The following is a 23,775-nucleotide window of genomic DNA, read 5'->3' as shown; positions in this document are numbered from 1 at the left end:
TGGAAAAGGGAATCCAAGAGAAGCTATTCAGAGAGGACTTGGATGTGAAACTGACCCGACTCCTTATCTTTGGCGCGATGGATGAAGTCGTCACTTCATGGCTCATTTCCAGCAGAAAATATTCGCTATCGGCTCAGGTCGGCAAAACCGTCGAATTTTTCTTGAAAGGCTTGAAATAACTTTGTGAGAGGAGCATATGGCATGAACATTTATGTCATTCTTAAGCAAACCTTTGACACGGAGGAGAAAATTGTCATTCAAGACGGTCAAGTTAGCGAAGAAGGCGTCAAATACATCATCAATCCTTATGATGAGTACGCGGTCGAAGAAGCGCTGCAGCAACGGGACGCTCACGGCGGCAGCGTCACGGTTTTGTCCATCGGACCGGGCCGAACAGCCGAAGCACTCCGGACCGCGCTAGCGATGGGAGCCGATGAAGCCGTGCTGATCGACGGCGACCGGATTCCAAGCGACGAGTTCAGCGTATCGCAGGTGTTGGCTGCCTATTTATCTAAGCAAAACTGCGATCTGATCCTTGCCGGCTATTTCTCTGTGGATACCGGCGGCGGGCAGGTAGCGGTTCGAACGGCGAAGCTACTCAATCTTCCCCATGCCGCTGCTATCACGAAGCTTAAGATTTCCGAAGGGCGTGCAGTTGCTGTACGCGATGCGGAAGGAGACACCGAGAAGCTTGAAGTTGCCCTCCCTGCTCTGTTCACCGCGCAGCAAGGCTTGAATGAGCCCCGTTATCCAACGCTCCCTGGAATCATGAAGGCAAAAAAGAAGCCGTTCAAGCTGCTTGCCTTGGACGACTTGGGATTAACGGAAAGCAACGTTGCTTCTAAAACCCAGCGTACTGCGCTGTCATTGCCGCCTGCGCGGAAGGCCGGACAAATCCTGAAAGGTGATTTGAATGAGCAAGTTAGTCAACTCGTGAGCATGCTTCGCACGGAAGCGAAAGTACTCTAACCGGGAAAAGGGAGGACGAACTCATGGGCAAAAATTACGTAGTGGTGGCAGAGATTCGCGGCGGAAAATTGCGTCAGGTATCGCTGGAGGCAATACGTGCGGCCGCTTTTACGAAAGACAACGGGGATCAAACGGCGGCGGTGTTAATCGGTTCGCAGATCGCTAATCTGGCAGATGAACTCTCCCGCTATATAGATGGCAAAGTGTATCTGATCGATCACACGGATCTCGAGCACTACAATCCGGAAGCTTATCTGGCGGCAGTCTCACCTCTATTCACCGAGTTGAATCCCCAAGCTGTTTTTTTCGGCCATACGGCAATGGGACGCGACCTTGCTCCCCTTGTAGCAGCTCACTTGCAAGCAGGTCAGATTTCCGACGTAACTGCCATTGAGCGGGCGGGTGCGGATGTGCTTTATACGAGGCCATTATTTGCAGGAAAAGCCTTTGAACAGAAGCGATTCCTGGACGGACCGCAGATTGTAACCGTACGGCCCAACAACATCCCTGCGGCAGAAGAAACCGGCGCAAAAGCCGATATCGTCTCGGTTCGTTATACCCCGCCATCCGACCTTCGTTCGGTGATTCGAGATGTCGTGCGCAAAACATCGGGAAAGGTCGATCTGACGGAAGCCAAAATCGTCGTATCCGGAGGCAGAGGCGTTAAGAGCGCGGAGGGATTTAAACCACTGAAGGAATTAGCGGAAGTGCTAAACGGAGCGGTTGGAGCATCCCGAGGCGCGTGCGATGCCGGCTACTGCGACTATGCCCTGCAAATCGGGCAAACGGGAAAGGTAGTCACACCCGAAATCTACATCGCCTGCGGTATAAGCGGCGCCATCCAGCATTTAGCTGGTATGAGCCAGTCGCGAGTCATAATCGCAATCAACAAAGACCCGGAAGCCCCGATTTTCAAAGTTGCCGATTATGGCATCGTGGGCGACTTATTCGAAGTTGTCCCTCTCTTGACCGCCGAATTCAAAAAGGTACTGGCTTAGCTGAAGACTCTTGCAACAAAAGCTCCAAAGAGCGATTATTTGATTCCCATTTACGACGCCCCACAACCTTATGGTCCCTACGGGGCCGACCGCGCTGCGGCTAGGTGATGCGTGTGTGTCCGGCTGAATCAACTTCCTTGCTTGAGATACCTCTTCGAATCATCATCACCCTTTTTAGACAAATATACAGTCATGCATTTACCATATTCTTTATTTTCCGTATTAAATGCTTCTTCAATATTAAACCCTATACGTTCTAATTCTTTTTTATGATAATCCCAATTTACTCCCCTATACGTTGTACTAGCAATCATTACTTTCCTTCCAGAAGCACTATGATTTCTCTCCTGTAATTGGAATGCATGAGTAATATCTGTTTTTCTCTCATGCTCTCCATCACCCAAATTAACTAATAATAAATTTCCACTTGGTTCGAGTAAATTGTAAAGCGAAGTTAAGTAATTATAACGATCGTTATCATCAACAAGCATATGTAATGTAGCAATAGAGTAAACCCACTTATACTTTCTGGTAACTTCAGATAAAGATAATGCATCTGCTACCTTCAAATCTATGTGAACTCCTTTTATTCTGGCAAGTTCCTTGCATTTTAGGATCGCAGATTCGGAAACATCAATCGCTGTTACTTTATAGCCTTTATTACTTAAGTACAAAGCATCTCTTCCTTCACCACAGCCGATTTCACAAATCTCATCTTCCAAAGAAATATTATTATTTTCTACCCAGTCTAACAATTCCGGTGATGGTATATCTGAAAACCAAGTTAGGCCCTCATCATGTAATTTTCTATATCTCTCCTCATAAGCTAAGTAGTACTTTCTCATTAAGAATTCATTCCTTTCAATTTGCTTTGTATATACTGCCATAAAACCGAATCACTTAAGGAATTATTTTTTGGGAGGGTATTTCATCTAACGTTCTTGTATTCACGACGTTCAAGCTGCTTAAGGCACGTAGTGCCGGTGGCTCTACCACTTAGCCGGTTAAATGTGTCCGGTGACTCCACTTCCTCGAAATACCTCTTCCAGACCAATGGCCGAGCCTGTCCCAGCCTGCAACATTGAATGCGATGTTAGGTGAGGTGCCGGACTTCATTGAATTACACACATATCATTCTTGTTCATGTTTCTATAATTTGGATTTCTGTTGTTTATTCATCTAAATAAATCTCTAAAAATGATGTTATCTTCCCATTAGGATGACAGACATCCAAGATTCCAAATTCAGGATCATAAAACTTCCCATGATAATGTAATACCCAGTGAGTATAGTTAGGCATATGTACTGTCAGTATACTGACTGAGGAGTATATAGGATTTTTCTTTGATATTCTTTTGTTTTTTTCCGCATGCTTAATCTTGTAAAAATCCAGTGCCTCTATTAATTGTCCAATACTTGTCGGCCCTCTTGTTTTCATTGTTTTAATTGCATCATCAATACTTACACCTGCAATCATTGCAATACAAGCTTGTCCGCAAGTTTCAAATGTTGGTTGTTCTACATATTTAATCATATTATAAGCCCCCCTTGTTTTATGGAATACTCTTAGAAAATTCATTTGATTTCCAGTCTTCTATCAACATCCCATAAATAACATGATCCACATAATGGTCGTAAAGCCATTCAGCTTGCCTCACTATACCTTCGTTAATAAAATTAAGCTTTTCCGGAATTGCCCTGCTCTTTAAATTTTGTTTAGCTGCTCTTATTTCAACTCTGTTAAGGGCCAAGTCTCTAAATACATAATTAATAATAACTTTGCATACTCTTGTCATTATGCCCTTCCCTTGATGTTCTTCAGCTAACCAATATCCGATTGATGTCTTCTTGTTTGGCCAATCAATACTATTTAATCCTATACAACCCACAAGGTTATCTTTATAGAAAATGCCTGCGCTAAATCCATTATTATTAGCAAATAAGTTTAAAGAAAACTGAATAAAGTCCTTAGAATGCTTCACACTTACCGTTTCATCAACCCACGGTAACCATTCCCTTAGATAATCCCGATTGTTATCACATAAACTAAATAATTCTTCTGAATGGCGTATCTCAAGAATCTCAAGATGAAGGTCATCACTAATAATATGACTAAACATATGCTTCCTCCTACACTTCTTCGAGAAGCCTCGCAAACAAATTTTCTTCTTTAAAATGCGAGCCAGATTCAGCCATGGACGACTGTACCCATAACAAAAAGCTTATCTTACGTAATATATAAAATTTGTGAAGCAAAACAACTTCTGATTATGCTTATACTGTGGAGTAAGCTTATAGCAATGAATTCTCCCCGCAGTAAGCTGCGGAGAGTTCGACCAGGAGAGATTAAAGTGGTTACGGTTTTCTTCCCATGCATAAAAACATAGTATCAGAAAGGGCAAATTTCCCGCCACAGCGGTCAATTGTTTCAGCGATTTCTCTCAGGAATGGCATTCGGCTCTCTTCAGGCATTGCCTTATGGTCTGAATATGTACTGATTAGTGTAGTATAATCTTGTGCATTAAATGTTCTTGTGCCATAGTAAAATTTATCAGTAACATCAACAAATCCGTACTGTCTTAATGCATTGAACCTTTCCAAACGTTTTTTCTCAAGTTGTTGTTGCTTTATTTGCGGGTCTAGTTGAGGTCTTTGTTCTTCTCCGAAAAATTTACTATATTTTTCATATACTTTTTGCAGATCCTCATGTATGTGCGTATGCTCTTCAGCGGGAACAGGTTGGATTGAAAACCATGCAAACACACCTCCACTTTTCAAAAGTCCATGAACTTTCGGAAGCCCTATTTCTTGCGGTATCCAATGGAAGGCTGATGCGGAATAAACTAAGTCATAGGCATTTTCATCAAGTTGAACACTTTCAAAATCCTGATTAATTATTTCAAAACTATTAAACTCCCTAAACTTTTCCCTTGTAAATTGCGCTAGTTTTTCACCTATTTCAATAGCGGTAACTTTACAACTAGTTTTTAAAAAAGGTAAAGTTGCCTGACCTGTGCCGATTCCTATTTCCAGCGCCCTTTTATTTCTGCTAAGACTTGAAAACCGAATTACGTCGTCAAACAACTCGTCTGTATATGTTGGACGAAGTCTGTCGTAGTTTGGCGCATCCTCATTGAATGTTAAACGTAAATCCATTTCCATACCCCCATTATATAAATTATCTTAAGTGCGCGAACCGGTTGCCGCTAACGGTACTATCCTTGAAAAACCTCGTTGCTCAAACCTCATCATCAAAAAGCCTAGAAAACAAATTCTCTTCTTCCAAAAGCTTGAGATAATATTCCTTGAGAACTTGGTGTTTTAACATGCTTTTATCCCGACGATTTCAGGTAACGTTTCCGCATTCACGACGTTCAAGTGGCCTAGTGTCGTTGAACAGGAGGCAACTTATCTAGCACTTACGGATCTTTGGAATCAACCAACTGCCGTCCTTCGATTCACGTCCGTCAAAAACGTCTTAACCGCGCCACTTACGACGAACGGCATTTGCATCCATACATAAGCATGAATCGATTGAGGAATTCTACGGATCACGCATACCTTCACCATATTCGCAAAAGCATGCATAATGCTCCGAATACGTTCGTTATTCCAGTCCTCTTCGCTCGGCAGGAAGAGGATGGGACACTGCACTCTCTTGTAGTAGCGGTCAAATTTCACGTCCAAGTACTTGCTTATATATTCCGTTCGAACCCGATTCTCATAATGACTGATGAATTTACCTTCCTCCGTCTGAACCATTGTACTTTCCGCAAAAGCGGAAAAATATTCATTCCACAAGCCCAACCCCTCGAAGGAACTCCGCACCTCTGCTGAATATTCCGAAGGGGTATCGTAGACTGGAACTTGTCGTTTCGGCAACTCGGCTATAACCCTTGCCTTTTCGCGCTCCGCTTCCTCCTCCGTACCGACGAACAAACCGTATTCGCCGAACTCATTATATAGTGCTCCTTCGCAAACTAACGATATCACCATTTCCGGGTGGTCAGCGGCTAGACATAGACCTACCTCTGCCCCAAGAGAGCTGCCAACGACATGGCATTGTGCGATCCCAAGCTTGCGAAGTAACAAGAACATATCTTGAGCCATGTCGTCGATGTGATAACCCATCTCCGGACGATCTGAACGACCGTGACCCCGAAGATCCGGAACAATGACTTCATATTCTTCAAGAAAGTGAGGCAATACTCCCGACCACATCGCGGAGGTCCCTCCGCTAAAATGAAGAAATAACACCGGTGGTTTCTCGCCCTTCGTGTAATTCACATAAATCGAAATATCCTTATTAAGTTGGATACGTTGTTGTTTCATGAATTAATGTCTCCTTTGTTGCTGCATATCTTTTTTCGCATTCGTTAGTTAAATAGCCGCCGGCCGCGACTGCGGTTAGGTTCGCAGGGTTGTCGCCTGAAATCTCTTCTTCGATATGCCTCTAGGCGACCGGGCAGCCGTGAGGCTGCGATGCGTGAGTACAGTGGTAACTGAAGTTGCTGCCTTCCCTGAACTACTCACTCAAATCTTCTGGCAATCCTTTTTGATACATCTGTATACAGTTCGTGTTTTCTTCTAATGTTTTGATAATGTCAGGATGGGGATATGAGTAATTTATTAAATAATCTTTCTCCCTGTATTCTACTCGAATTGGAAATGCTAGTTTTTCTTCCTCAATGGAAAATTGTGCATTTATGCCTTCTTTGTTGCCTCTTGCATCAATTCTTATCCATCTGCCTAAGTCTTTTATATAAACAGAATTTAATGCATGAATACAGTATCCGTCTTCTGGTTTGTCGTAGAGTGTTAACCTCTGATAACAAATTCCCGTAGGAATGCCCATTCCTCTTAATATTGCTGCAAGTAAGTGCGACTTGGCATAACAAATGCCATGCTTTTTCTCTAGGACTTCTGAAGCTTTTCTTGTTACTTCCTGGTTTTTGATATCATATGAATGATCGATTTTATCACGAACATATTCAAATACTGCCCTTATACGATCGATTTCATTTTCTTGTTTAAAATAATTAATAAGTTCTTGAATTTGAACATTAGAATAGTCAATATAATCTGAATCCATTAGATATGCATTTAAGGATTTTTCATGCTTCAATGTTATACCTCCTCAATCATGATTTTCAGCAATTTCAGCTAACGTTCTTGTATTCACGAACCCGAGAAGTTTAAGGCGAGTTAGGAACGGGTGCTCCGCCACTTAGCTTCGCAGGGTTGTCTGCAAACTCCGCTTCCCCGAAAGGCCTCTGGCAGACCAAGGGGGCTTGTCACCCGCAGCGTGAATATGGTGTTATCGGATGTCTGGACCTTCCTGAGAAGCTACCATCAATTATTTCATTTTGGTGTTATTTTCATCGTATTTGGATTTCCTAATTCATATTCTTTGATAAAATACTTGTTTCTTTCATACTTATCCGTAATCGTTATATCTCCTGAAATAATTTCGTATGTATCATGGTCACCATTGTTTATAATTCCAACCAATATTAAATATCCATCTTTCATAATGTACTGCAATCCTTTATTGTGATTGCTATTTTTGAATTTGAATGACAATATACTTCCCGTATCTCTTTTGTACTTTCCTTGATCTTCTTTGTAAATTGCGTAATTATTTGATACACCATTTTCTTTATATTCGTAAGAGTAAAGATATACTATGTACTCACCAACTTTTTTTGTGGTTTCAATCTTTACATTCTGTACATTCTTTTTACCATCCGCACTTTGATAGATGCGGTTAACGATATCATTTTCAATCTCTGTGAGTGTAAAGGTTTTATTTTTATTTAAAGTGTTATGAATAGTTAGAATGCATAGCCCAGATATGATTAATAAAACTCCAATCATTACTTTTGTTTTGTTAAGCAATTTTATCATTCCTCTTTGCCCAGATTTCAGCTAACGTTGTCGTATTCCCGAATCCGAGAGGCTTAAGGTGCGTCAGCTCCGGGTGGCTCCGCCACTTAGCCCCGCAGGGTTGTCAGCCTGATCTTCTTCCCCGAAAAACCTCTGGCAGACCGAGGTCGGCTCAGCCGGCCGAAACGGGAATACGGTGTTGGTGAAGTTGGCGACATCCTCGAGAAAGCATACATGTCCTTGTAGAGTTCTCTTTTTTCCTGCTCCCCCAAAATAACTAGAGCGCTTTATTGAATTAATATTCAATACCTCTCACCTTAGAGAAAACATTTATATCGGCTAAGTTGCCGGATTCATCCAACTTCATATTTCGTAATGTCCCTTCTAAAGTAAATCCTGATCTCTCTGCAACTCGATTGCTTCTTTCATTTCGGGAATTGCTCCGTATTTCAATCCGGTTGGCCAGCAAATCATTAATCGCAAAAGTGACAATACCTTTAACTGCTTCCGTAGCTAACCCTTCTTTAGTACGAGATGTCCTTATCCAGTATCCAATTTCAAATTTACGAATGCTCCAATCCAATCTGTGTAATCCGCTACTACCAATAAAATTGCCCGTATCCTTATCAAACAAATGTAAGACAAGATCTATTCGCTCAAGGAAATTTAATCTTGCTTTTCTGACATGAGCTTCGGACTCTTCAACTGAAGGTATATTTCTCGCAATCCTTAACCATGGACGAAATTCATTCAAACTTTCTTGGATGGCTTCATTTACAAGAATACCATCCCCCCACCTCGGAGCCCTTATTATTAGGCGATCGGTTTGGAACTCCTCTGAAAAAGATAGTAAGATTGGAGAATTGTTCATATTTGGTTTACTCCTTCTAATAATTAAAATGATACGTGTCATTAATTGCTCTAAAATGCTTCAATGAGTAATGGACAAAGAAGTTTAGCCAATTTCACCTAACGTTCTCGTATTTACGAACCCGAGAGGCTTAAGGCGCGTTAGCGCCGGGTGGCTTCGCCACTTAGCCTCGTAGGGTTGTCTGCCTGACTCCAACTTCTCCGAAATGCCACTGGCAGACCAAGGACCGTCAGGTCCGCCGCGTGAATACGGTTTATGTGAAGTACCCGACTTCCATGAATCAGCTATCTTCCTATAAAATCTTGTACTTTACTACATTATAGAAAGAAACTACATTATCTTCAGGGCCATTCGTAAGCCTTTTATAAACTTTATCTATTGGGAACGCCTTAATGTCCCCGATCTGTAAATGAAGCACTTCTCCATCGCCAAACACGTTTTCAACATACCAATTGCATTTATCAGAATTATGAATTCTAACAACTTCACCTAAATAAGTCCCCCATATAATTGCCATAGATTGTGTTTGATTTGCTGTAGGTCTATTTCCAGTAATTGATCTAACTAACGATTTAAAAAATCCAGGTTTTAGTTCCTTTGAGTAATAATCTAGGATCATCTCTACATCAGAAATACTTGACTCTGAATAATCTAAATTCTTTCCAAAAGACTTGGCATATTCAACAGCTGTATTACTATTTTTATTAATGATTGTTTCATTAGGGTTGATTAACATGGCTCACCTTCGATAATGTTTTAGTTCTTCTGGTATTTCACACGACGCCTCACCGACTTAAGGGACGAATGTCCCGTCTGCGCTTGCGCAGTTAGTCGGTACAGGTGTGTCCCCCTGATCAAGCTCCACTGCTATCTCATCGGGCGGACCGAGGGGCGAATTCCCCGATGCGTGAATGTGGTGTTAGCTGATGCCAGTTGCATCTTCGAATCACATTCAATTTATATCCACTTCATGAAATTCCCGTATTCAATATTAATATCTTTACTCTTGGCCCATGAAATCAATTGTTCAATGTCATTTTGATTTTTGATTAATTCAAAACATAATGAGATTGGAACTATTCTATGTTTTTTTGGTTTAATACCAATCGTTTTATTGTGACTTATATAAATCACCGATATATCTTGAACTTCTAATCTCTTGTTTTTGATACTCAGGGATTCCGGATCTAGCCTTAACGTCTTTGTTTTAAGTAATCTTCGAATTACTGCAACAATAATTATCGATGCAAATAGAATTCCAAGAGCAATATTGAAAAATTTATTAGCTTCATCTTTTGGTATTGGCTGCCAGACATTTATTAAACTAAACACAACCATAGAGAAGATTAATTTACAATTTAATGGGTACCTAATTAATAAAATTATGATTTTCACTCCTTTCGCTGGTATCATCTAACGTTCTTGTATTCCCGAATCCGAGAGGCTTAAGGTCCGCCAGGACCGGGTGTCTTCGCCACTTAGCCTCGCAGGGTTGTCTGCCTGATCCACTTCATCGAAAATCCTCGGGCAGACCAAGGTCGGCGTAGCCGGCGGCAGCGGGAATACGGTGTTGGTATATTAAGCTCATCCCAGTGAGTCGGGGATGGGCCTTTTCTTTTATACTGAAAGAATCACCACCGGGTCAAAAACGTATGCGGTGTTGGGACTTTGATCTCGTCGCATAAAGTGTTTCAGCCCTAGCATCGCTCATACCCCGATTCAGTTGATTGGGCTTCGAGCCCGTATCACCGTGCCAACCTGTGGAGAGTGACTGCATGGGGTCCTGGTATCTTTAAAGGAGGGTTTTATGAATCAACCTGTGTTAAGTATCGACATCGCAAAAGGCAAAAGTGTTGCCGCAGCTTTCTCTTCCTACGGTGTAGTCGTTCGTAAGCCATTCTCTTTTCAACATACACCGCAAGATGTTGCGGCTTTGCTTCCCTTGCTCGATCAACTTGAAAAATCTACGGATCAACGCCCTACTGTGGTCATGGAGGCGACGGGTAACTATTCGAAACCAATCGCTTCCTTCTTTTCTTCCCACGGCTACCCTGTGGTTATGCTGAATCCTTTGTCCACCCATGCCTTGAAAAAGCAAGCGGTACGTAAGGTCAAAACCGATTCGGTAGATGCAATCCGGATTGCACAGGCTTTCTACTTAGGCGAGGGAACGTCTCTATCTCCACTAGTCGAATCAATCGCAGAACTACGCTATATTTGCCGACAATACGTCAATTGGACCAACCTTTACAGCGAAGTTCAGCTTCAGTTCCGTTCCATCCTGGACTTGGTGTTCCCCGGTTATGAGAAGGCGTTTCAAAACCTGTTCAATCCGACTTCCCTTCAGCTTATCGCCGCTTACCCTACGCCTGGTGACTTCCTTTCTGCCGATCAAGACGACGTTTTACGCATCCTCATGCACAACCGGCGAGGTCTGAAGTGGAACCAAGAAAAAGTTCGCGTCCTTCTATCCATCGCACAGAATAGCCTGCCTGATCCAACCGGACAACGCGCTCACCAACTCGCCTTACGCAACTATATCGAGCTACTAACGTCGTACCAGACAGGCAGCGCCTTACTGGAAAAACAGATGGAGCTGTTGGCTGGCCAGTCGAAGCCCTACCACTTGTTGCGTTCGATTCCCGGAGTGGGGCCGATTACCGCAGCTGTCATATTCGCAGAGGTTGGGGATATAAAAAGGTTCCCAAACGTGAAACAGTTGACCGCTTTTGCCGGGCTGGATTCATCTGTTTACGAGTCGGGAACCTTTAAGGCGAACCAGAATCGAATCTCAAAACGCGGTTCCGCTTATCTCCGTACGGCCCTGTACCAAGCTACCGTTGCGGGCATTTCCAAGCAGATCCACGGTCCGAGAAATCCGGTTCTATGGCAATATTACCAACAGAAATGCTCAGAAGGCAAACCCGCAAAAGTTGCCATTGTCGCGACTTCGAACAAGCTTCTGCGCTTAATTTACGGCATTTGGCGCAACCAAGAGGTTTTTCATGCGAATTAATCGGAATTTATAGGTATATTTTACCATATGCGAGCCTCGATATGTAGGCTTGTTTTGGTATGTCACTTTTTTCCTCTACCAAGTGATACATTTACTCTTTGTTGACTTTGATTAGCTGGTTTATGCGATGCCAACGACATCTATGAAATTGCTGAAAAAATTTATCCATTCAATTCACATCGGGCTAATAGTCGATGTTTAGCCAATGAACACTATAACTTCATCACTTGTGAACACTTCTATAAGTCTAACTATAAGAAAATCAATTCTTCTCTTCATATAATTAAAATCATCATTTTCTAAATTAACCTCAGCCCAATTTATTAATAATTCTAATTCTTCAATGAGATGAGAAAGGTCCTTTTTAGTAAGATCTAATCCAGGATTAAATAAAGAAATTAATTTCAGATTTAGCTCTTTGATGGCTGGGACCCAACAATTCTGAAAAAAAGCCTCATTTGAAACGGGTACATAGAATTGTGTATCTTTAGGTTCAATGATTATTGCTGCTACAGACAACACAATCACCTTCTATTTATTTGTTGGTTTCGCATAACGTTGTTGTATTCCCGAACCCGAGAGGCTTAAGCGAACGTTAGTGAGCGGGTGGCTTTGCCACTTAGCCTCGCAGGGTTGTCTGCCTGATCAACCTCAACGAAAAACCTCGGGCAGACCAAGGTCCGGCTTGCCGGGCCGCAGCGGGAATACAGTGTTATGCGAAGGTCTGTTCTTCTTTGATCAGCCTACCATGGCTCTATAATTAAATCATTCCATTGCGCTTTCCATCGGTGTACTTTCTTATCATAAATCTCTTTAGTAATTTGTCGCTTGTTTGGTCTGACGACTTTATTAAACAAATCATCCAGTCCGTAGGGTGCATATACTTTCCACTTATTAGAAGAGATTCGTATCCCTAAAGAAGTAGCTGTAGTTGGCCATGTATCTATTGCTTCTTCTACTGAGCGGTATGGGCTAATCTCATATCCAAACCGACTCTCATACCATAAATGAACTCTAGCCTCATTCTTTACATCGATCTTAAATGGATAATCTGGAAATAGCCTTTCAAGTTGTAATTTCAGTTGATCTTCTTTATCTTCTGATAGATCATTATCATCAAAATAGACAAAATCTACATCCTTAATTCCATGCTCAAGAGGCATATCACTTAAATAATTCCACACCGTCTGAGTAATACATCCTGCTCCAATGTAGTAATTAGTTATCTCCAACTCTTGAGCCCCAACAAGAAATTCAAATACGGCTTTATGTTTCTGTACAATCTGAGCTAGTCTTTCTATTTGATGATTTGATAAATTAATTTGAATCACATCTTTCTGTTTTGTTTTTTATCTGTTAGCTCTAACAGACTTTCGCATAACGTTCTTGTATTCCCGAATCCGAGAGGCTTAAGGTCCGCCAGGACCGGGTGGCTCTGCCACTTAGCCTCGCAGGGTTGTCTGCCTGATTCAACTTCTCCGAAAATCCTCTGGCAGACCAAGGTCGGCGAAGCCGGCCGCAGCGGGAATACGGTGTTATGCGATGCCTCTGCCATCCTAGAATCAGCTATTCAAAGGTTTACTTGCTTCTACTAATTCATCATTGGAATCTAGAAATATCAATGTTTTTTCAATGTCTTCATAATTCATTGTTTTTGTTATAATTAAATGTCTTAAATTAAATCCTGGTGGTTCCATTTCTTTATCAAAATGGTTTACCAATCTTTGAGGTGTTGTCACAAGGCACCAACGTTTACTTCTATCAGAAAAAGTAAGTGTTATCTCTACCAAATCAAACTCATTTATATCATCATCGAATTTCCACGCTTCCAATATAGGTACTTCAATATTTCCTTCAATAAAATTTGCTTTAGAAATCCAGACTGCCTTTCCATGATTTCCGATGATTCTGTATTTCTCCTCGTCTTCTTTATTTACGATGTATTTGTTCCCCCTAGTAAGTGCGTGGCCATAAACACCAACGCTCTTACAAGTAATTATTCGGACCTCCATGAAATCACTTCCATATCAGGTTATCTAGTCTTGCAGAGGTTTCGCATAACGTTCTTGTATTCCCGAATCCGAGAGGCTTAAGCGAACGTAGTGAGCGGGTGGCTCCGCCACTTAGCCTCGCAGGGTTGTCTGCATGAACCACTCCCTCGAAGAACCTCGGGCAGACCAAGGGCCGTAAGGCTCGCAGCGGGAATACGGTGTTATACGAAGTTCTCCTCTTCACCGAATATACTCCCAGATCTTAATTCAAAAAATAATTTCTTTATGTTGGTTTTGTTCAAAAAGAAAAATAAAGCGGCCACCCAAATTATCAGCATGATTATAAATAACGCCAATGGGCTTATAGCAGATGAATCCAAAAAGTGTGTAACATCTTCATTACGTGGGGCAATACCATTCAAATATAGGATAGGGATAATTATCCATGTGAAAAAGGTAAATAAAATAGGCATTGATATTAATAATTTGATCAGTTGAATCCATGAATTATTATTTGTCATTACTAATATAAATATCATCCATACGATTACAGGTAGAAGGAATCCAGATAGGTGGATTATTGACTCTTCAAGACTAGAAAATGTTCCAACAGGTCGTATGTGTGCTGTAAGTATGTTCATATCAAACTCAGTTACTTGCCCTCCACATATTATAGTAGACAGTGCATGTCCACCTTCATGTAATAGTATGTAGAGGAAAGTAATTGCCATTTCAATTACTACAATAAATGAGATTAAGATTACGCTTTGCTTTATTCTTTTACTTGTTTTCATTGTTATTCATCCTTTAGGAGAATTTCGTATAACGTTCTTGTATTCACGAACCCGAGAGGCTTAAGCGACCATCGGGAGCGGGTGGCTCCGCCACTTAGCCTCGCAGAGTTGTCTGCCTGGATCCACATCCTCGAAAAACCTCGGGCAGACCAAGGTCGGCGTAGCCGGCCGCGGCGGGAATACGGTGTTATCTGAAGGACACTTCCTCGGAGCATAACTTACAGTTTGTGTTTATTCATTAATTTATTTATAGTTGGGTGATTAATCTCGGACACTTGACGAGCTTCTAAATAAACACCCAAAAAGTCTTTAAATACATAATTCTGTAAATTTACGTTAATATCCATTATGCATGAAAAGAAATCTATTATAACTTCATCTGCATCCTTCAATCGAGATATTAACCTAACTCTAGCATTATCAGGTACATCACCACCTTTACTAATAGAATAAAAATAGGTGTTGTATTCAGTAAACACTTCATTTAATACGATATTCACCTCTAAAAATTCTTTCTGAATTGCATATCTTTGCCTCACTAAAGGCTTTAAAACAATATCATATTGTTCCCACGATGAGACGAATTTAATGAAACTCTCTGTTGCCTTGTTTTTTAGCTCTTTAAATTCATCTGCAGTATATGATTTTAAAAATCCAGCCTTTCTAGCCTCAAATAAATTGTTATCCTCTTTAATAAATCTTTCTAAATCATTCGATGTCAATAATATAAAAATGCTGAGTTTCGAATAATTCTGTATAGCTTCATTTATTGGCTCACGAATAAAATTAAAAGTACTAATATATGTTGTAATGCGCTTATCCCTTCGCATGTTCTTTTGACTAGAAAGGTATACATAAATCCAACCTATCACTGTAACTAAAATAGGGACAATAATTCCAACTGCCCATTTAATGTTTGCCTCTGTGACATAACCACTCATGTTTTACTTCCTTTCAAGTGTCTTTCAGATAACGTTGTTGTATTCCCGAATCCGAGAGGCTTAAGCAAACGTAGTGAGCGGGTGGCTCTGCCACTTAGCCTCGCAGGGTTGTCTGCCTGAATCACTCCATCGAAAAACCTCGGGCAGACCAAGGTCGGCGTAGCCGGCCGCCGCGGGAATACGGTGTTAGGTGATGTTACCGACTTCATTGAGATAACCCACGACGTTCTTTAATGGTTTTTGCTCTATTTCTTACAGTTTCTAATTGATCTTTTTCGCCTTCATTTAATAGTTCATTTATCTGTATTGAATTTATCTCATGAAGAACGTCTAAGGCTGCTATTCTCTGATATTCTAACCCGGTATTCCACGATTCAAGGGCTAGCTGTTCCGCATAACATGATTTCATATATCCTAGTGCTAAAAGAGTCCTTCTTCGTACATACTCGTCTGTATCCCTATAATATTCAACTAAAATCCCCTCAACTTCAGGGAACGTATTACCATAACTCCAAATGTAATGGGCTAACTGCCATCTTGCATCCGAATCAGGATAGCTTAAGCCCTCTCTAGAAAGTGGAATTATATGATCTGGATACTCAGCTAACTGGGTTGCAATCTCTTCAAGTTCATTATCTCTTGCTAGTAAAAATAATAAGTCTTTCTTAGCTTCCTGAGTCAAATCACTAAATGAAATACTCATTAATAGCTTCCCAATTAAAGTATACACTCTCGACCAATCAGGGTAGTCAGCTTCCCACTCATACACTTTATGTTTAACCGAATTGGACCAATTCACAAAATGAGACACTTCGTTCTTTAATTCTTTGAAAATCGGCTTCATTGCCTATCCTCCTGCTGTATAAGCATTTCGGTAATTTCACCTAACGTTCTTGTGTTCACGACGTCCCACCGACTTAAGGTGACGAAGTCACCGGGCGCGATGCACTTAGTCGGTGCGGATGTGTCCGGCTGAATTTACTTCTCTGCAACTGAAATGCCTCGTCGATTAGCATCTAGCATCTGCCGGACCGAGGGGCGAATGCCCCGAAGCGTGAACATGGTGTTATGTGAAGTTGACTCTACTTAGAAATACTTTCAGAGCCCTGTTGCCTGGTATATCCATTTTCTTTCAGTCTTATAAATATATAAGTGTCCTAATTCACTATTCTTCTTATCAAATTTTATTTCCCCATAGGGAGGTCCACATGCACAATCATCCCTTATTCTCCAATAATATAGTGATTTAATTTTGTATTTCGAAATCACAACAAAATGATCATTGAAAAGATTCTCTTCATTTAAAATAACATTTTCAAGGTTAAGTCTTTTAAAGTCTTCTTCCGATACAACTATATCCCAATCTTCTGATAATTCATTCTGTCCTTGTTCATATGAATCTATTAATTCTGTATGAAATCTATAAATAAATGGATTCCATATAATCAGTCCAATAACTGCAAAGACTAATATTACTAAGAGTAATTTGAGAATTTTGGTTTTCATTGTTTTCCCTCTTTAGTCAATTTCACATAACGTTGTTGTATTCACGAACCCGAGAGGCTTAAGGTCCGCCAGGACCGGGTGGCTCCGCCACTTAGCCTCGCAGGGTTGTCTGCCTGATCAACTTCACCGAAAAACCTCGGGCAGACCAAGGACCGTCAGGTCCGATGAGGGAATACGGTGTTATCTGATGGCCCCCACTTCTCGAATGTTCCCTCAATCATTCATTTATTAATATTAGTCAGACTTTAAAAATTAATTTCTTTCCATTCCTTATCTATTAATATTTCATATTTATAGTCACTTAAGTTTCCCTGCCGTCTTATTGGTCTTATTAAATCATGTTGACATCCTTCTTGGGGATCCTCGATTTGTATCCAATCATTCTTATTGATAGTAAAATATTGTTTACAAAAAGCTTCTGCATCATCCAAAGCATAAAACCAATAATCATTATGTGAAGGTATATCATCTTGTGATTTGTATACAAAAACATATACTCCCGATTTCTTTATTTCATATATCATTACTTTGGGAATATCATGCGTAGAAGTAGAACTGGGTCGAGTAAATGCATATTTACGCATACCACTCACTCCATCTTTGTTATAAAATCATACTCTTTGGGGGCTTTCAGATAACGCTGTTGTATTCACGAACCCGAGAGGCTTAAGGCGCGCTAGCGCCGGGTGGCTCCGCCACTTAGCCTCGCAGGGTTGTCTGCCTGAATCCACATTCCTGAAAAACCTCGGGCAGACCAAGGTCCGGCTTGCCGGGCCGCAGCGGGAATATGGTGTTATGTGATGTCCCCGACTCCTTGAAATACAATCATTATTTATCTGCCTTTAAATAATTCATCAATCTGGTTCATTAGTTCTTGTATCTCTGGTTGTGTAGTCTTCAGTGAAAAGAGTAGTTGATTCTCTCTTTCATATCGTTCTTTAAATCGACCTTTAATATTTACATATCCTCTAATATCAAAAGAAAACTCTGCTTCTAATGCTGATTCTGAATCCATAAGTATTGCTATTCCTTTGAGATCTCTATACATTGCCTCAATTTGCCTTTTAAATTCTAAAAGTTCCCCTCGAAAAAGCCAAATAACTCCATTAATAAAGTAATTATCAACTTTGATTTCAATTCTGGCTCCACCGAACTTATAAAAATCTTCTGAAATTAATAATTTAAGATAATTGTTATCTAAATCCTTAATAATAAGTTCTTCCACAAGATTGGCCCCTTTGTCTTTCTCTATTTGTTTTTCGGGGATTTCACATAACGTTGTTGTATTCCTGAATCCGAGAGGCTTAAGCGAACGTAGTGAGCGGGTGGCTCCGCCACTTAGCCTCGCAGGGTTGTCTGCCTGATCCACCCCCTCGAAAAACCTCGGGCAGACCAAGGTCGGCGTAGCCGGCCGCAGCGGGAATACGGTGTTAGACGCTGTTGCCTCTTCCTCGATCAACTAACAAAATCAATTAAACATGCCTTTCATGCTCTTTAAATATACGCTCTAATTGTTTTTATATAGGCTCCTCAAATTACATTCAGAAACCATTTTGTTTCATATATCTTTTTGAACTCAAACTGAGCTTGATAACCCTATCAATCAAAGTGTAACTAAGTACATTCATTTCAAACTAACAATATATTCCTTTATCATTCGACTCTTTCTTTTAATTTCCTTTAAAACAACAAACGTATCAAGGCAACCCTGCGACCAGAGTGTGGCTAGATACGTTAATGTAATATGCTCTTATTCAATTGTTGTTTCTTATCTACATCGATTAATTCTACTCACCAGGTCTAGGCAATTGCGTCTAACGTTGTCGTATTCCCGAATCCGAGAGGCTTAAGGCGCTTTAGTGCCGGGTGGCTCCGCCACTTAGCCTCGCAGGGTTGTCTGCCTGATTCTGCTTCCTCGAAAATCCTCGGGCAGACCAAGGGCCGAAAGGCCCGAAACGGGAATATGGTGTTAGCTGATGTCCTGGGCTTCGTCGAGTTGCTTGCACAAAATCCGCTCTTTAAGAGTCCTTGAGTGATCATCTAAAGAATCGATAATGAATTCTGGTTTGATAATAATATGAAAATGATCTTCTTTATAAGGGATCTTTCTTACAAGCGGGAAATCAATCACCCTATATTTGTTTTCAGTATTCATTTCTTCAAAAAGAAAATCATTAATCCTCAATACATCAGCCTTATCTAAATATTGACCGTATATAAAGAATGTTCCTTTGAATTTAGGATAACGTGTACTGAAACTCATCTTTTCAGTTTTCATAATATCAACTATTCTAAATTGAAAAATAATAATCACCTCAAAATTATGAAAGTGACGCCCCTTAGATTTTAGGGTTTACATGTATTCCAGGATTTCAGCTAACGTTGTTGTATTCACGAATCCGAGAGGCTTAAGGCGCGTTGGCGCCGGGTGGCTCCGCCACTTAGTCTCGCAGGGTTGTCTGCCTGATCCACTCCTCCGAAAAGCCTCGGGCAGACCAAGGGGCGTTAGCCCCGCAGCGGGAATACGGTGTTATATGATGGGGATGCCATCTTCGAAATGCTAACAAAGGCTATTCAGGTTAATTTAATTTTGTTTATTAATCCACTAAAATCTTGTGGCATCAAAGGACTAGAATCTCCTTTTAATAAGCCAGTGTCCGAGCGACTAAATAAGGATTGTAAAATAATAGCCCTATCGCTATCTCCAACTCCTTTTTCGTGAACTAATGAAAGATAAACATATGTAAGTTGTTCACGTTCTTTAGCGTCTGTTGCCAAGTGATAAGAACTCGTTGTGAGCTTAACAAATAGACGAATAAAATATACGAATACTGATGTAATCATAGTAATTAGAATTGCATCCTTAACAGAATTGATATTTACTGAATTATTAGAAACAAAATACAAATTTGAACCGCTAATCAATAATGAGCCTAAAAATAATAGAAAAAGAACAGATGTAGCTATTGACCAATTCCTCCACTTGTTCCCCTTTTTTGAATATTCTTTTGATAATTCAGACCAGTATTGACCAGGAGCTGATAATTTAATGTTCTCTCGATATTCTTTGTCCAATTCTTCAAAATGTATATTTTGAGATTTGTACAACTCCTCCAAGTTATTCTTTTGAGTATTATGCAATTCATCCAAATTATTATTATGTTCGGACTTCAATTTATCTAATTCATTCTTTCTTGTGTCTATCTCAGCTAGAAGTTCACTTTTCTTAAGATTGTACGTTGCAATTACACTATCAAGTTGTGTTGTCATATTCAATTTTAATTTCTCAATGGCGGCAATCTCACTTTCTATGAACAGATTAGTATCTCTCTTTGATTGACGTCTTACATCCCTAAAAAAGTAAGCGTCAATAACTCCCTGAATATTTAATACATTTTGAACTCTTCCTGAATTAGGTTCAAAAAGAAAGGCAGCCGCTGCTTCCGCCTTCTCAGAATTCCCTAAACTAGCTAAAAATTGTCCTTCTTTCGAAGTTGAATATATTACTGGAAAATAGTTAATTGTTGCCTGAGCGATTGCCGTTTGAAGATTTGATAACGCATGATTTGGGTTATTAACGACATAGCCTCGTACCTCACTTAAGTTATTCTTTATCCCAGCAAAATGAATAGAAATTCTATACAGTACATTATAAGAACTTGAGTTTCCTGATATTCGATTCCAAAATGAATACTCATCATTAATTAATGATTCTAGTTCTTCAAAACTATGAATTCTCTTTTTTGTTTCTGAAGGAAAGAATGTAATTGATACATCCTTTCCTTCAAACTCTGATTTAAGCCAATCTTGAGTTAGCGTTTCCGACATATAGCACACTCCCAAAGTAAGAATCTAATTAGTTCATTAATATGGAAAATTCATCCAATGACCTGCAAGAAAAAATACTATTATATGACTTAGTTAGTCGTATAGCGGTGTTTAAATAAGAAAATATTAATTGCATCCCTTTCATATAACGTCTTATTTGCGTATTTCGTTTATCCAGCATGTGATGTGGAATTTGCGAAGTTCGGGAATTCCGCAAAAGGTAGAGAATTTGCGAAATCATGCGTCAAATAGAATCCCCGCCTGTTAGCTATCGATCTGATCGAGCGGGCTCTTGATGCGGCGGACATCTTTAACGCTGACGTGGGTATAGATCTCCGTGGTACGGCTGCTCTTGTGTCCCAAAAGTTCTTGGATGTAACGAATATCAATCCCACCCTCCAGCAAATGCGTGGCAAAAGAGTGACGAAGAGCGTGGATGCTTACTTTTTTATGTACACCGGAGTTGGCTAGAGCCTGTTCGAAAACTTTTTGTGCAGAACGCTCCGATAAGTGACGCCCTTCGATTTGACCGGGAAACAGCCATGTCGTTAGAGCTTGCTGTTGGAGATAGCTTTGCACGACTTCAAAAGCAGTTTGAGATAAAAGGGTCAGCCGATCCTTTCTCCCTTTGCCTTGCCGAACCCAAAGCGTCTTCCGTTCATGATCAAAGTCCTGGAGACGCAATCGTACCACTTCGCTAACGCGCAATCCTGAAGAATAAGCCAAAAATAAGAGGGTTTTATGCTTTATATTAGATGGAGCTTTTATTACTTTCATAACTTCATTAAGGGAAAGTACGTTGGGTAGTTTATTTTCTTTTTTTGGTCTTATGTAAGGTGCCGTCTCTTTCTCGCGAAGTACATTTTCAAAGTAGAATTTGATAGCGCTTATTGCTTGATTCACATAGGCATGCGAAAGTTGTTGATTCAATAGGGTTAAGGAATAATCTTGAAGATTTAACCCAACTCTCTGATTACGCGGTGAGTATAAATAGCGGAAGTATCTTTCGACATGTCCGCAATATGCTTTTATCGTCTTGATGCTGTATCCTCTTAAGATCAATTCTTTCTTCAAGAGCTGTTTTTGAAAAATGTTGTTGATCATGTTCCCTGCAGTTCGGGAATGAAAGCTTTTTTGAAACAGATCACATTCCCCATACAAGACATCATCAACATGAAATTGATATTCTTTGAAATCAGCCAGAAGCTGCTCGACGTTATCAATAGAAAAGGGAACCGACCAAACAGATTCCTTAGGCAGCCATTTTCTCCCTGGGATAGTTCTGATTATTTCAATGCCCCTTGCATCGTAACAGCCGAAACGAATCCCTAAAGTCGCGTCATCCCGTTTCGTCACAATTATTTCCATAGGCTTCCCCTCACATTTTATCATACGTGCTATTTATTGGTAATTAAAAAAGAGGCATTCAAAGTCCAACCAGACTTTGATGCCTCCCGATGCTTTCGGCAGTCGCCTATTCTATTTACTTCCTAATAAACTTCATTTTAAATGATGATCATCCAGGTGTCATCCAGAAATGCATAAACGCAAAGAAACGGCATTTCTGCCGTTTCTTTGTCTGATGGACTCTCAGGGACTCGAACCCTGGACCAGATGATTAAGAGTCAACTGCTCTACCAGCTGAGCTAAGAGTCCATATACGATTTTGGTGGAGCCAAGGGGGATCGAACCCCTGACCTCATCGCTGCCAGCGATGCGCTCTCCCAGCTGAGCTATGGCCCCGTTTGCTGAGGTGTTAGTCGTTTTTTGCGACTCACAAGAAATGATTATACAGGACAACCCACCTCAATGCAACCCTTTTTTATAAAAAAATTCGACAACCCGCTTATCATGTCTATTACACAAAAAAAACTGCGTTCTCCCCTTATCCTTACTTTCCTAATTCGTGTTGAAAGATAGATTTCACTTTGGCGGTAACATACCCGCTGCCGCCCCGGCCTTTCACGTCCTCAACCATGACAGAGAGAAGCAATTCCGGCTTCGCCGCGTCGAAGCCCACGAACCAACCGTTCTCTTGGCCGTCTGCGTCTTTGCTCGCCTTCAGCTCCGCCGTCCCCGTCTTGCCAGCGATGGAAGCTCCCTGAATGTAAGCGCCGTGGCCGACGCCTTCGGGGCTGCTGACCGCTTTGACGAGGTCGTCTTTCAACAAAGCAGCCGTTTCCGGAGACATCGCATGCTCCTTCCACAGACGCGGCTCCTGAGCCTCAGACTGAACCAATAGAGGCATCACCATGCTGCCTTCATTCACCAGCGCTGAGTAGGCAAGGGCGACATGGAGCGACGTCATGGTCACTTGCCCCTGACCGTAACCGGAGTCCGCCAGTTGGATATCACTTTGAATGGTATCCTTGGATAAAAGCGATTTATTCAGCGGATATTCGATGGGAATCGCTTCGCCGATTCCGAAGCGCGCCGCTTCCTGTGCGAATTTTTCCTTGCCGATCTCAAGAGCCACTTGAGCAAAATAAATATTGTCCGAATAAATAAACGCCTCAGAAAGGTTTATCGGATTGATATCGTGAATCCGCTTCACGTAATAATTGCCCCAGGAGCCATCCTTCGTCCATTTTAGACCGGCGATGGTTTTCCCTTCATCCGGGTGAATGATGGATGCATCCAGCCCAATGGCTCCAGTAATCATCTTGAAGGACGATCCCGGCGCGTAGCCTTTCGAAAAACGGTTTAAAAAGGATGATGCGGATCATCGTTCCACTTCTTATACTGCTCGCTTGAAAGACCGCTCACAAAGGCATTGGGGTCATAAGACGGGCTGCTTAGAAGAGCTAGTACATCGCCTGTCATCGGCTGAATGGCAGCAACAGAAGCCCCGTCCTCTTTGACTTCATTGTAAATGGTCTTCTGCAGCTCAGCATCGATAGTCAATTGGAAGTCTTGCCCCGGCACGGCGGCTTTATCGGCGAGATCGGCTTTTTGTACTCCTTTGCCATCTACAA

General features: G+C 41.1%; 27 protein-coding genes, 2 tRNA genes and 1 pseudogene. 4 read left to right on the top strand and 26 right to left on the bottom strand.

Going from position 1 to position 23,775, the window contains the following annotated elements; translation table 11 throughout:
• The 3 genes from TJ79_RS23140 to TJ79_RS23130 all read left to right on the top strand — a co-directional run.
• The coding region (locus TJ79_RS23140; protein WP_040952720.1) for a TetR/AcrR family transcriptional regulator C-terminal domain-containing protein at positions 1–179 on the top strand (179 nt) is incomplete at its 5' end.
• 22 nt (positions 180–201) lie between these two features.
• Complete coding sequence (locus tag TJ79_RS23135; protein WP_040952719.1) at positions 202–969, top strand: electron transfer flavoprotein subunit beta/FixA family protein; 768 nt, start codon at positions 202–204, stop codon at positions 967–969.
• Between the two features lie 23 nt (positions 970–992).
• Complete coding sequence (locus TJ79_RS23130; protein WP_040952718.1) at positions 993–1,967, top strand: electron transfer flavoprotein subunit alpha/FixB family protein; 975 nt, start codon at positions 993–995, stop codon at positions 1,965–1,967.
• A 128-nt stretch (positions 1,968–2,095) separates the two neighbouring features.
• On the opposite strand, the gene TJ79_RS23125 is transcribed toward TJ79_RS23130, so the two are convergent.
• The 10 genes from TJ79_RS23125 to TJ79_RS23075 all read right to left on the bottom strand — a co-directional run bounded on the left by TJ79_RS23125 (position 2,096) and on the right by TJ79_RS23075 (position 10,137).
• Positions 2,096–2,854 (bottom strand): class I SAM-dependent methyltransferase, encoded by a 759-nt coding sequence (locus tag TJ79_RS23125; RefSeq protein ID WP_052339904.1) that lies wholly within the window; start codon positions 2,852–2,854, stop codon positions 2,096–2,098.
• A 284-nt stretch (positions 2,855–3,138) separates the two neighbouring features.
• Positions 3,139–3,501 carry a hypothetical protein gene (locus TJ79_RS23120; protein WP_155988010.1) on the bottom strand — a complete coding sequence of 121 codons (363 nt, stop codon included), beginning with the start codon at positions 3,499–3,501 and terminating at the stop codon, positions 3,139–3,141.
• A gap of 19 nt (positions 3,502–3,520) precedes the next feature.
• Positions 3,521–4,087, bottom strand: coding sequence for a GNAT family N-acetyltransferase (locus TJ79_RS23115; protein WP_040952717.1), 567 nt, complete (start codon positions 4,085–4,087; stop codon positions 3,521–3,523).
• Positions 4,088–4,322: 235 nt separating this feature from the next.
• Positions 4,323–5,123, bottom strand: a complete 801-nt coding sequence (locus TJ79_RS23110; RefSeq protein ID WP_040952716.1) for a class I SAM-dependent methyltransferase — start codon at positions 5,121–5,123, stop codon at positions 4,323–4,325.
• Between the two features lie 279 nt (positions 5,124–5,402).
• Positions 5,403–6,299 (bottom strand): alpha/beta fold hydrolase, encoded by an 897-nt coding sequence (locus TJ79_RS26320; protein ID WP_052339903.1) that lies wholly within the window; start codon positions 6,297–6,299, stop codon positions 5,403–5,405.
• A 193-nt stretch (positions 6,300–6,492) separates the two neighbouring features.
• Positions 6,493–7,092, bottom strand: a complete 600-nt coding sequence (locus TJ79_RS23100; protein WP_238323116.1) for a transglutaminase-like domain-containing protein — start codon at positions 7,090–7,092, stop codon at positions 6,493–6,495.
• A gap of 236 nt (positions 7,093–7,328) precedes the next feature.
• Complete coding sequence (locus TJ79_RS23095; protein ID WP_040952714.1) at positions 7,329–7,865, bottom strand: hypothetical protein; 537 nt, start codon at positions 7,863–7,865, stop codon at positions 7,329–7,331.
• A 283-nt stretch (positions 7,866–8,148) separates the two neighbouring features.
• On the bottom strand, positions 8,149–8,724 hold the full coding sequence (locus TJ79_RS23085) for a GNAT family N-acetyltransferase (protein ID WP_040952712.1): 576 nt from the start codon (positions 8,722–8,724) through the stop codon (positions 8,149–8,151).
• 292 nt (positions 8,725–9,016) lie between these two features.
• Positions 9,017–9,460, bottom strand: a complete 444-nt coding sequence (locus TJ79_RS26315) for a hypothetical protein (protein WP_052339902.1) — start codon at positions 9,458–9,460, stop codon at positions 9,017–9,019.
• A gap of 221 nt (positions 9,461–9,681) precedes the next feature.
• Entirely contained in the window at positions 9,682–10,137 is a 456-nt protein-coding gene (locus TJ79_RS23075; protein WP_040952711.1) for a hypothetical protein, read from the bottom strand.
• 394 nt (positions 10,138–10,531) lie between these two features.
• Here TJ79_RS23075 and TJ79_RS23070 point away from each other — a divergent pair, with 394 nt between their 5' ends.
• Positions 10,532–11,740: an IS110 family RNA-guided transposase gene (locus TJ79_RS23070; RefSeq protein ID WP_040952710.1), complete on the top strand. Its 1,209-nt coding sequence runs from the start codon at positions 10,532–10,534 to the stop codon at positions 11,738–11,740.
• 198 nt (positions 11,741–11,938) lie between these two features.
• On the opposite strand, the gene TJ79_RS23065 is transcribed toward TJ79_RS23070, so the two are convergent.
• From TJ79_RS23065 to TJ79_RS28315, 16 genes and pseudogenes are all read right to left on the bottom strand, one after another.
• The gene (locus tag TJ79_RS23065) at positions 11,939–12,259 is read right to left on the bottom strand and encodes a hypothetical protein (protein WP_040952709.1); all 321 of its coding nucleotides are present in this window, start codon (positions 12,257–12,259) and stop codon (positions 11,939–11,941) included.
• 224 nt (positions 12,260–12,483) lie between these two features.
• Complete coding sequence (locus TJ79_RS23060) at positions 12,484–13,071, bottom strand: nucleotidyltransferase family protein (protein ID WP_052339901.1); 588 nt, start codon at positions 13,069–13,071, stop codon at positions 12,484–12,486.
• Positions 13,072–13,302: 231 nt separating this feature from the next.
• Complete coding sequence (locus TJ79_RS23055) at positions 13,303–13,752, bottom strand: hypothetical protein (protein WP_040952708.1); 450 nt, start codon at positions 13,750–13,752, stop codon at positions 13,303–13,305.
• Between the two features lie 200 nt (positions 13,753–13,952).
• Entirely contained in the window at positions 13,953–14,525 is a 573-nt protein-coding gene (locus TJ79_RS23050) for a M50 family metallopeptidase (RefSeq protein WP_040952707.1), read from the bottom strand.
• A 218-nt stretch (positions 14,526–14,743) separates the two neighbouring features.
• Complete coding sequence (locus TJ79_RS23045) at positions 14,744–15,466, bottom strand: hypothetical protein (protein ID WP_040952706.1); 723 nt, start codon at positions 15,464–15,466, stop codon at positions 14,744–14,746.
• Positions 15,467–15,671: 205 nt separating this feature from the next.
• Positions 15,672–16,310, bottom strand: a complete 639-nt coding sequence (locus tag TJ79_RS23040; RefSeq protein WP_040952705.1) for a HEAT repeat domain-containing protein — start codon at positions 16,308–16,310, stop codon at positions 15,672–15,674.
• Positions 16,311–16,564: 254 nt separating this feature from the next.
• Positions 16,565–16,972, bottom strand: coding sequence for a hypothetical protein (locus TJ79_RS23035; protein ID WP_040952704.1), 408 nt, complete (start codon positions 16,970–16,972; stop codon positions 16,565–16,567).
• A 245-nt stretch (positions 16,973–17,217) separates the two neighbouring features.
• Positions 17,218–17,556 carry a hypothetical protein gene (locus tag TJ79_RS23030; protein ID WP_040952703.1) on the bottom strand — a complete coding sequence of 113 codons (339 nt, stop codon included), beginning with the start codon at positions 17,554–17,556 and terminating at the stop codon, positions 17,218–17,220.
• 248 nt (positions 17,557–17,804) lie between these two features.
• Positions 17,805–18,341, bottom strand: coding sequence for a WapI family immunity protein (locus TJ79_RS23025; protein WP_155988009.1), 537 nt, complete (start codon positions 18,339–18,341; stop codon positions 17,805–17,807).
• A gap of 600 nt (positions 18,342–18,941) precedes the next feature.
• Positions 18,942–19,250: a hypothetical protein gene (locus tag TJ79_RS23020; protein ID WP_040952701.1), complete on the bottom strand. Its 309-nt coding sequence runs from the start codon at positions 19,248–19,250 to the stop codon at positions 18,942–18,944.
• A gap of 296 nt (positions 19,251–19,546) precedes the next feature.
• On the bottom strand, positions 19,547–20,800 hold the full coding sequence (locus TJ79_RS23015; RefSeq protein WP_040952700.1) for a DUF6161 domain-containing protein: 1,254 nt from the start codon (positions 20,798–20,800) through the stop codon (positions 19,547–19,549).
• Between the two features lie 264 nt (positions 20,801–21,064).
• Positions 21,065–22,168, bottom strand: a complete 1,104-nt coding sequence (locus TJ79_RS26310) for a tyrosine-type recombinase/integrase (protein ID WP_052339900.1) — start codon at positions 22,166–22,168, stop codon at positions 21,065–21,067.
• Positions 22,169–22,383: 215 nt separating this feature from the next.
• Positions 22,384–22,456: transfer RNA gene (locus TJ79_RS23005), tRNA-Lys, on the bottom strand.
• An 11-nt stretch (positions 22,457–22,467) separates the two neighbouring features.
• Positions 22,468–22,543, bottom strand: a tRNA-Ala gene (locus tag TJ79_RS23000).
• Positions 22,544–22,691: 148 nt separating this feature from the next.
• Positions 22,692–23,462, bottom strand: coding sequence for a penicillin-binding transpeptidase domain-containing protein (locus TJ79_RS22995; RefSeq protein ID WP_052339899.1), 771 nt, complete (start codon positions 23,460–23,462; stop codon positions 22,692–22,694).
• A gap of 41 nt (positions 23,463–23,503) precedes the next feature.
• Positions 23,504–23,775: pseudogene (locus TJ79_RS28315) on the bottom strand (penicillin-binding transpeptidase domain-containing protein); the annotation flags it as partial.

This window comes from Gorillibacterium massiliense (assembly GCF_000455485.1).
Classification (GTDB): Bacteria; Bacillota; Bacilli; order Paenibacillales; family NBRC-103111; genus Gorillibacterium; species Gorillibacterium massiliense.
Note: the sequence above shows the minus strand (reverse complement) of the source record. Positions and strands in the feature narration are given on the sequence as shown.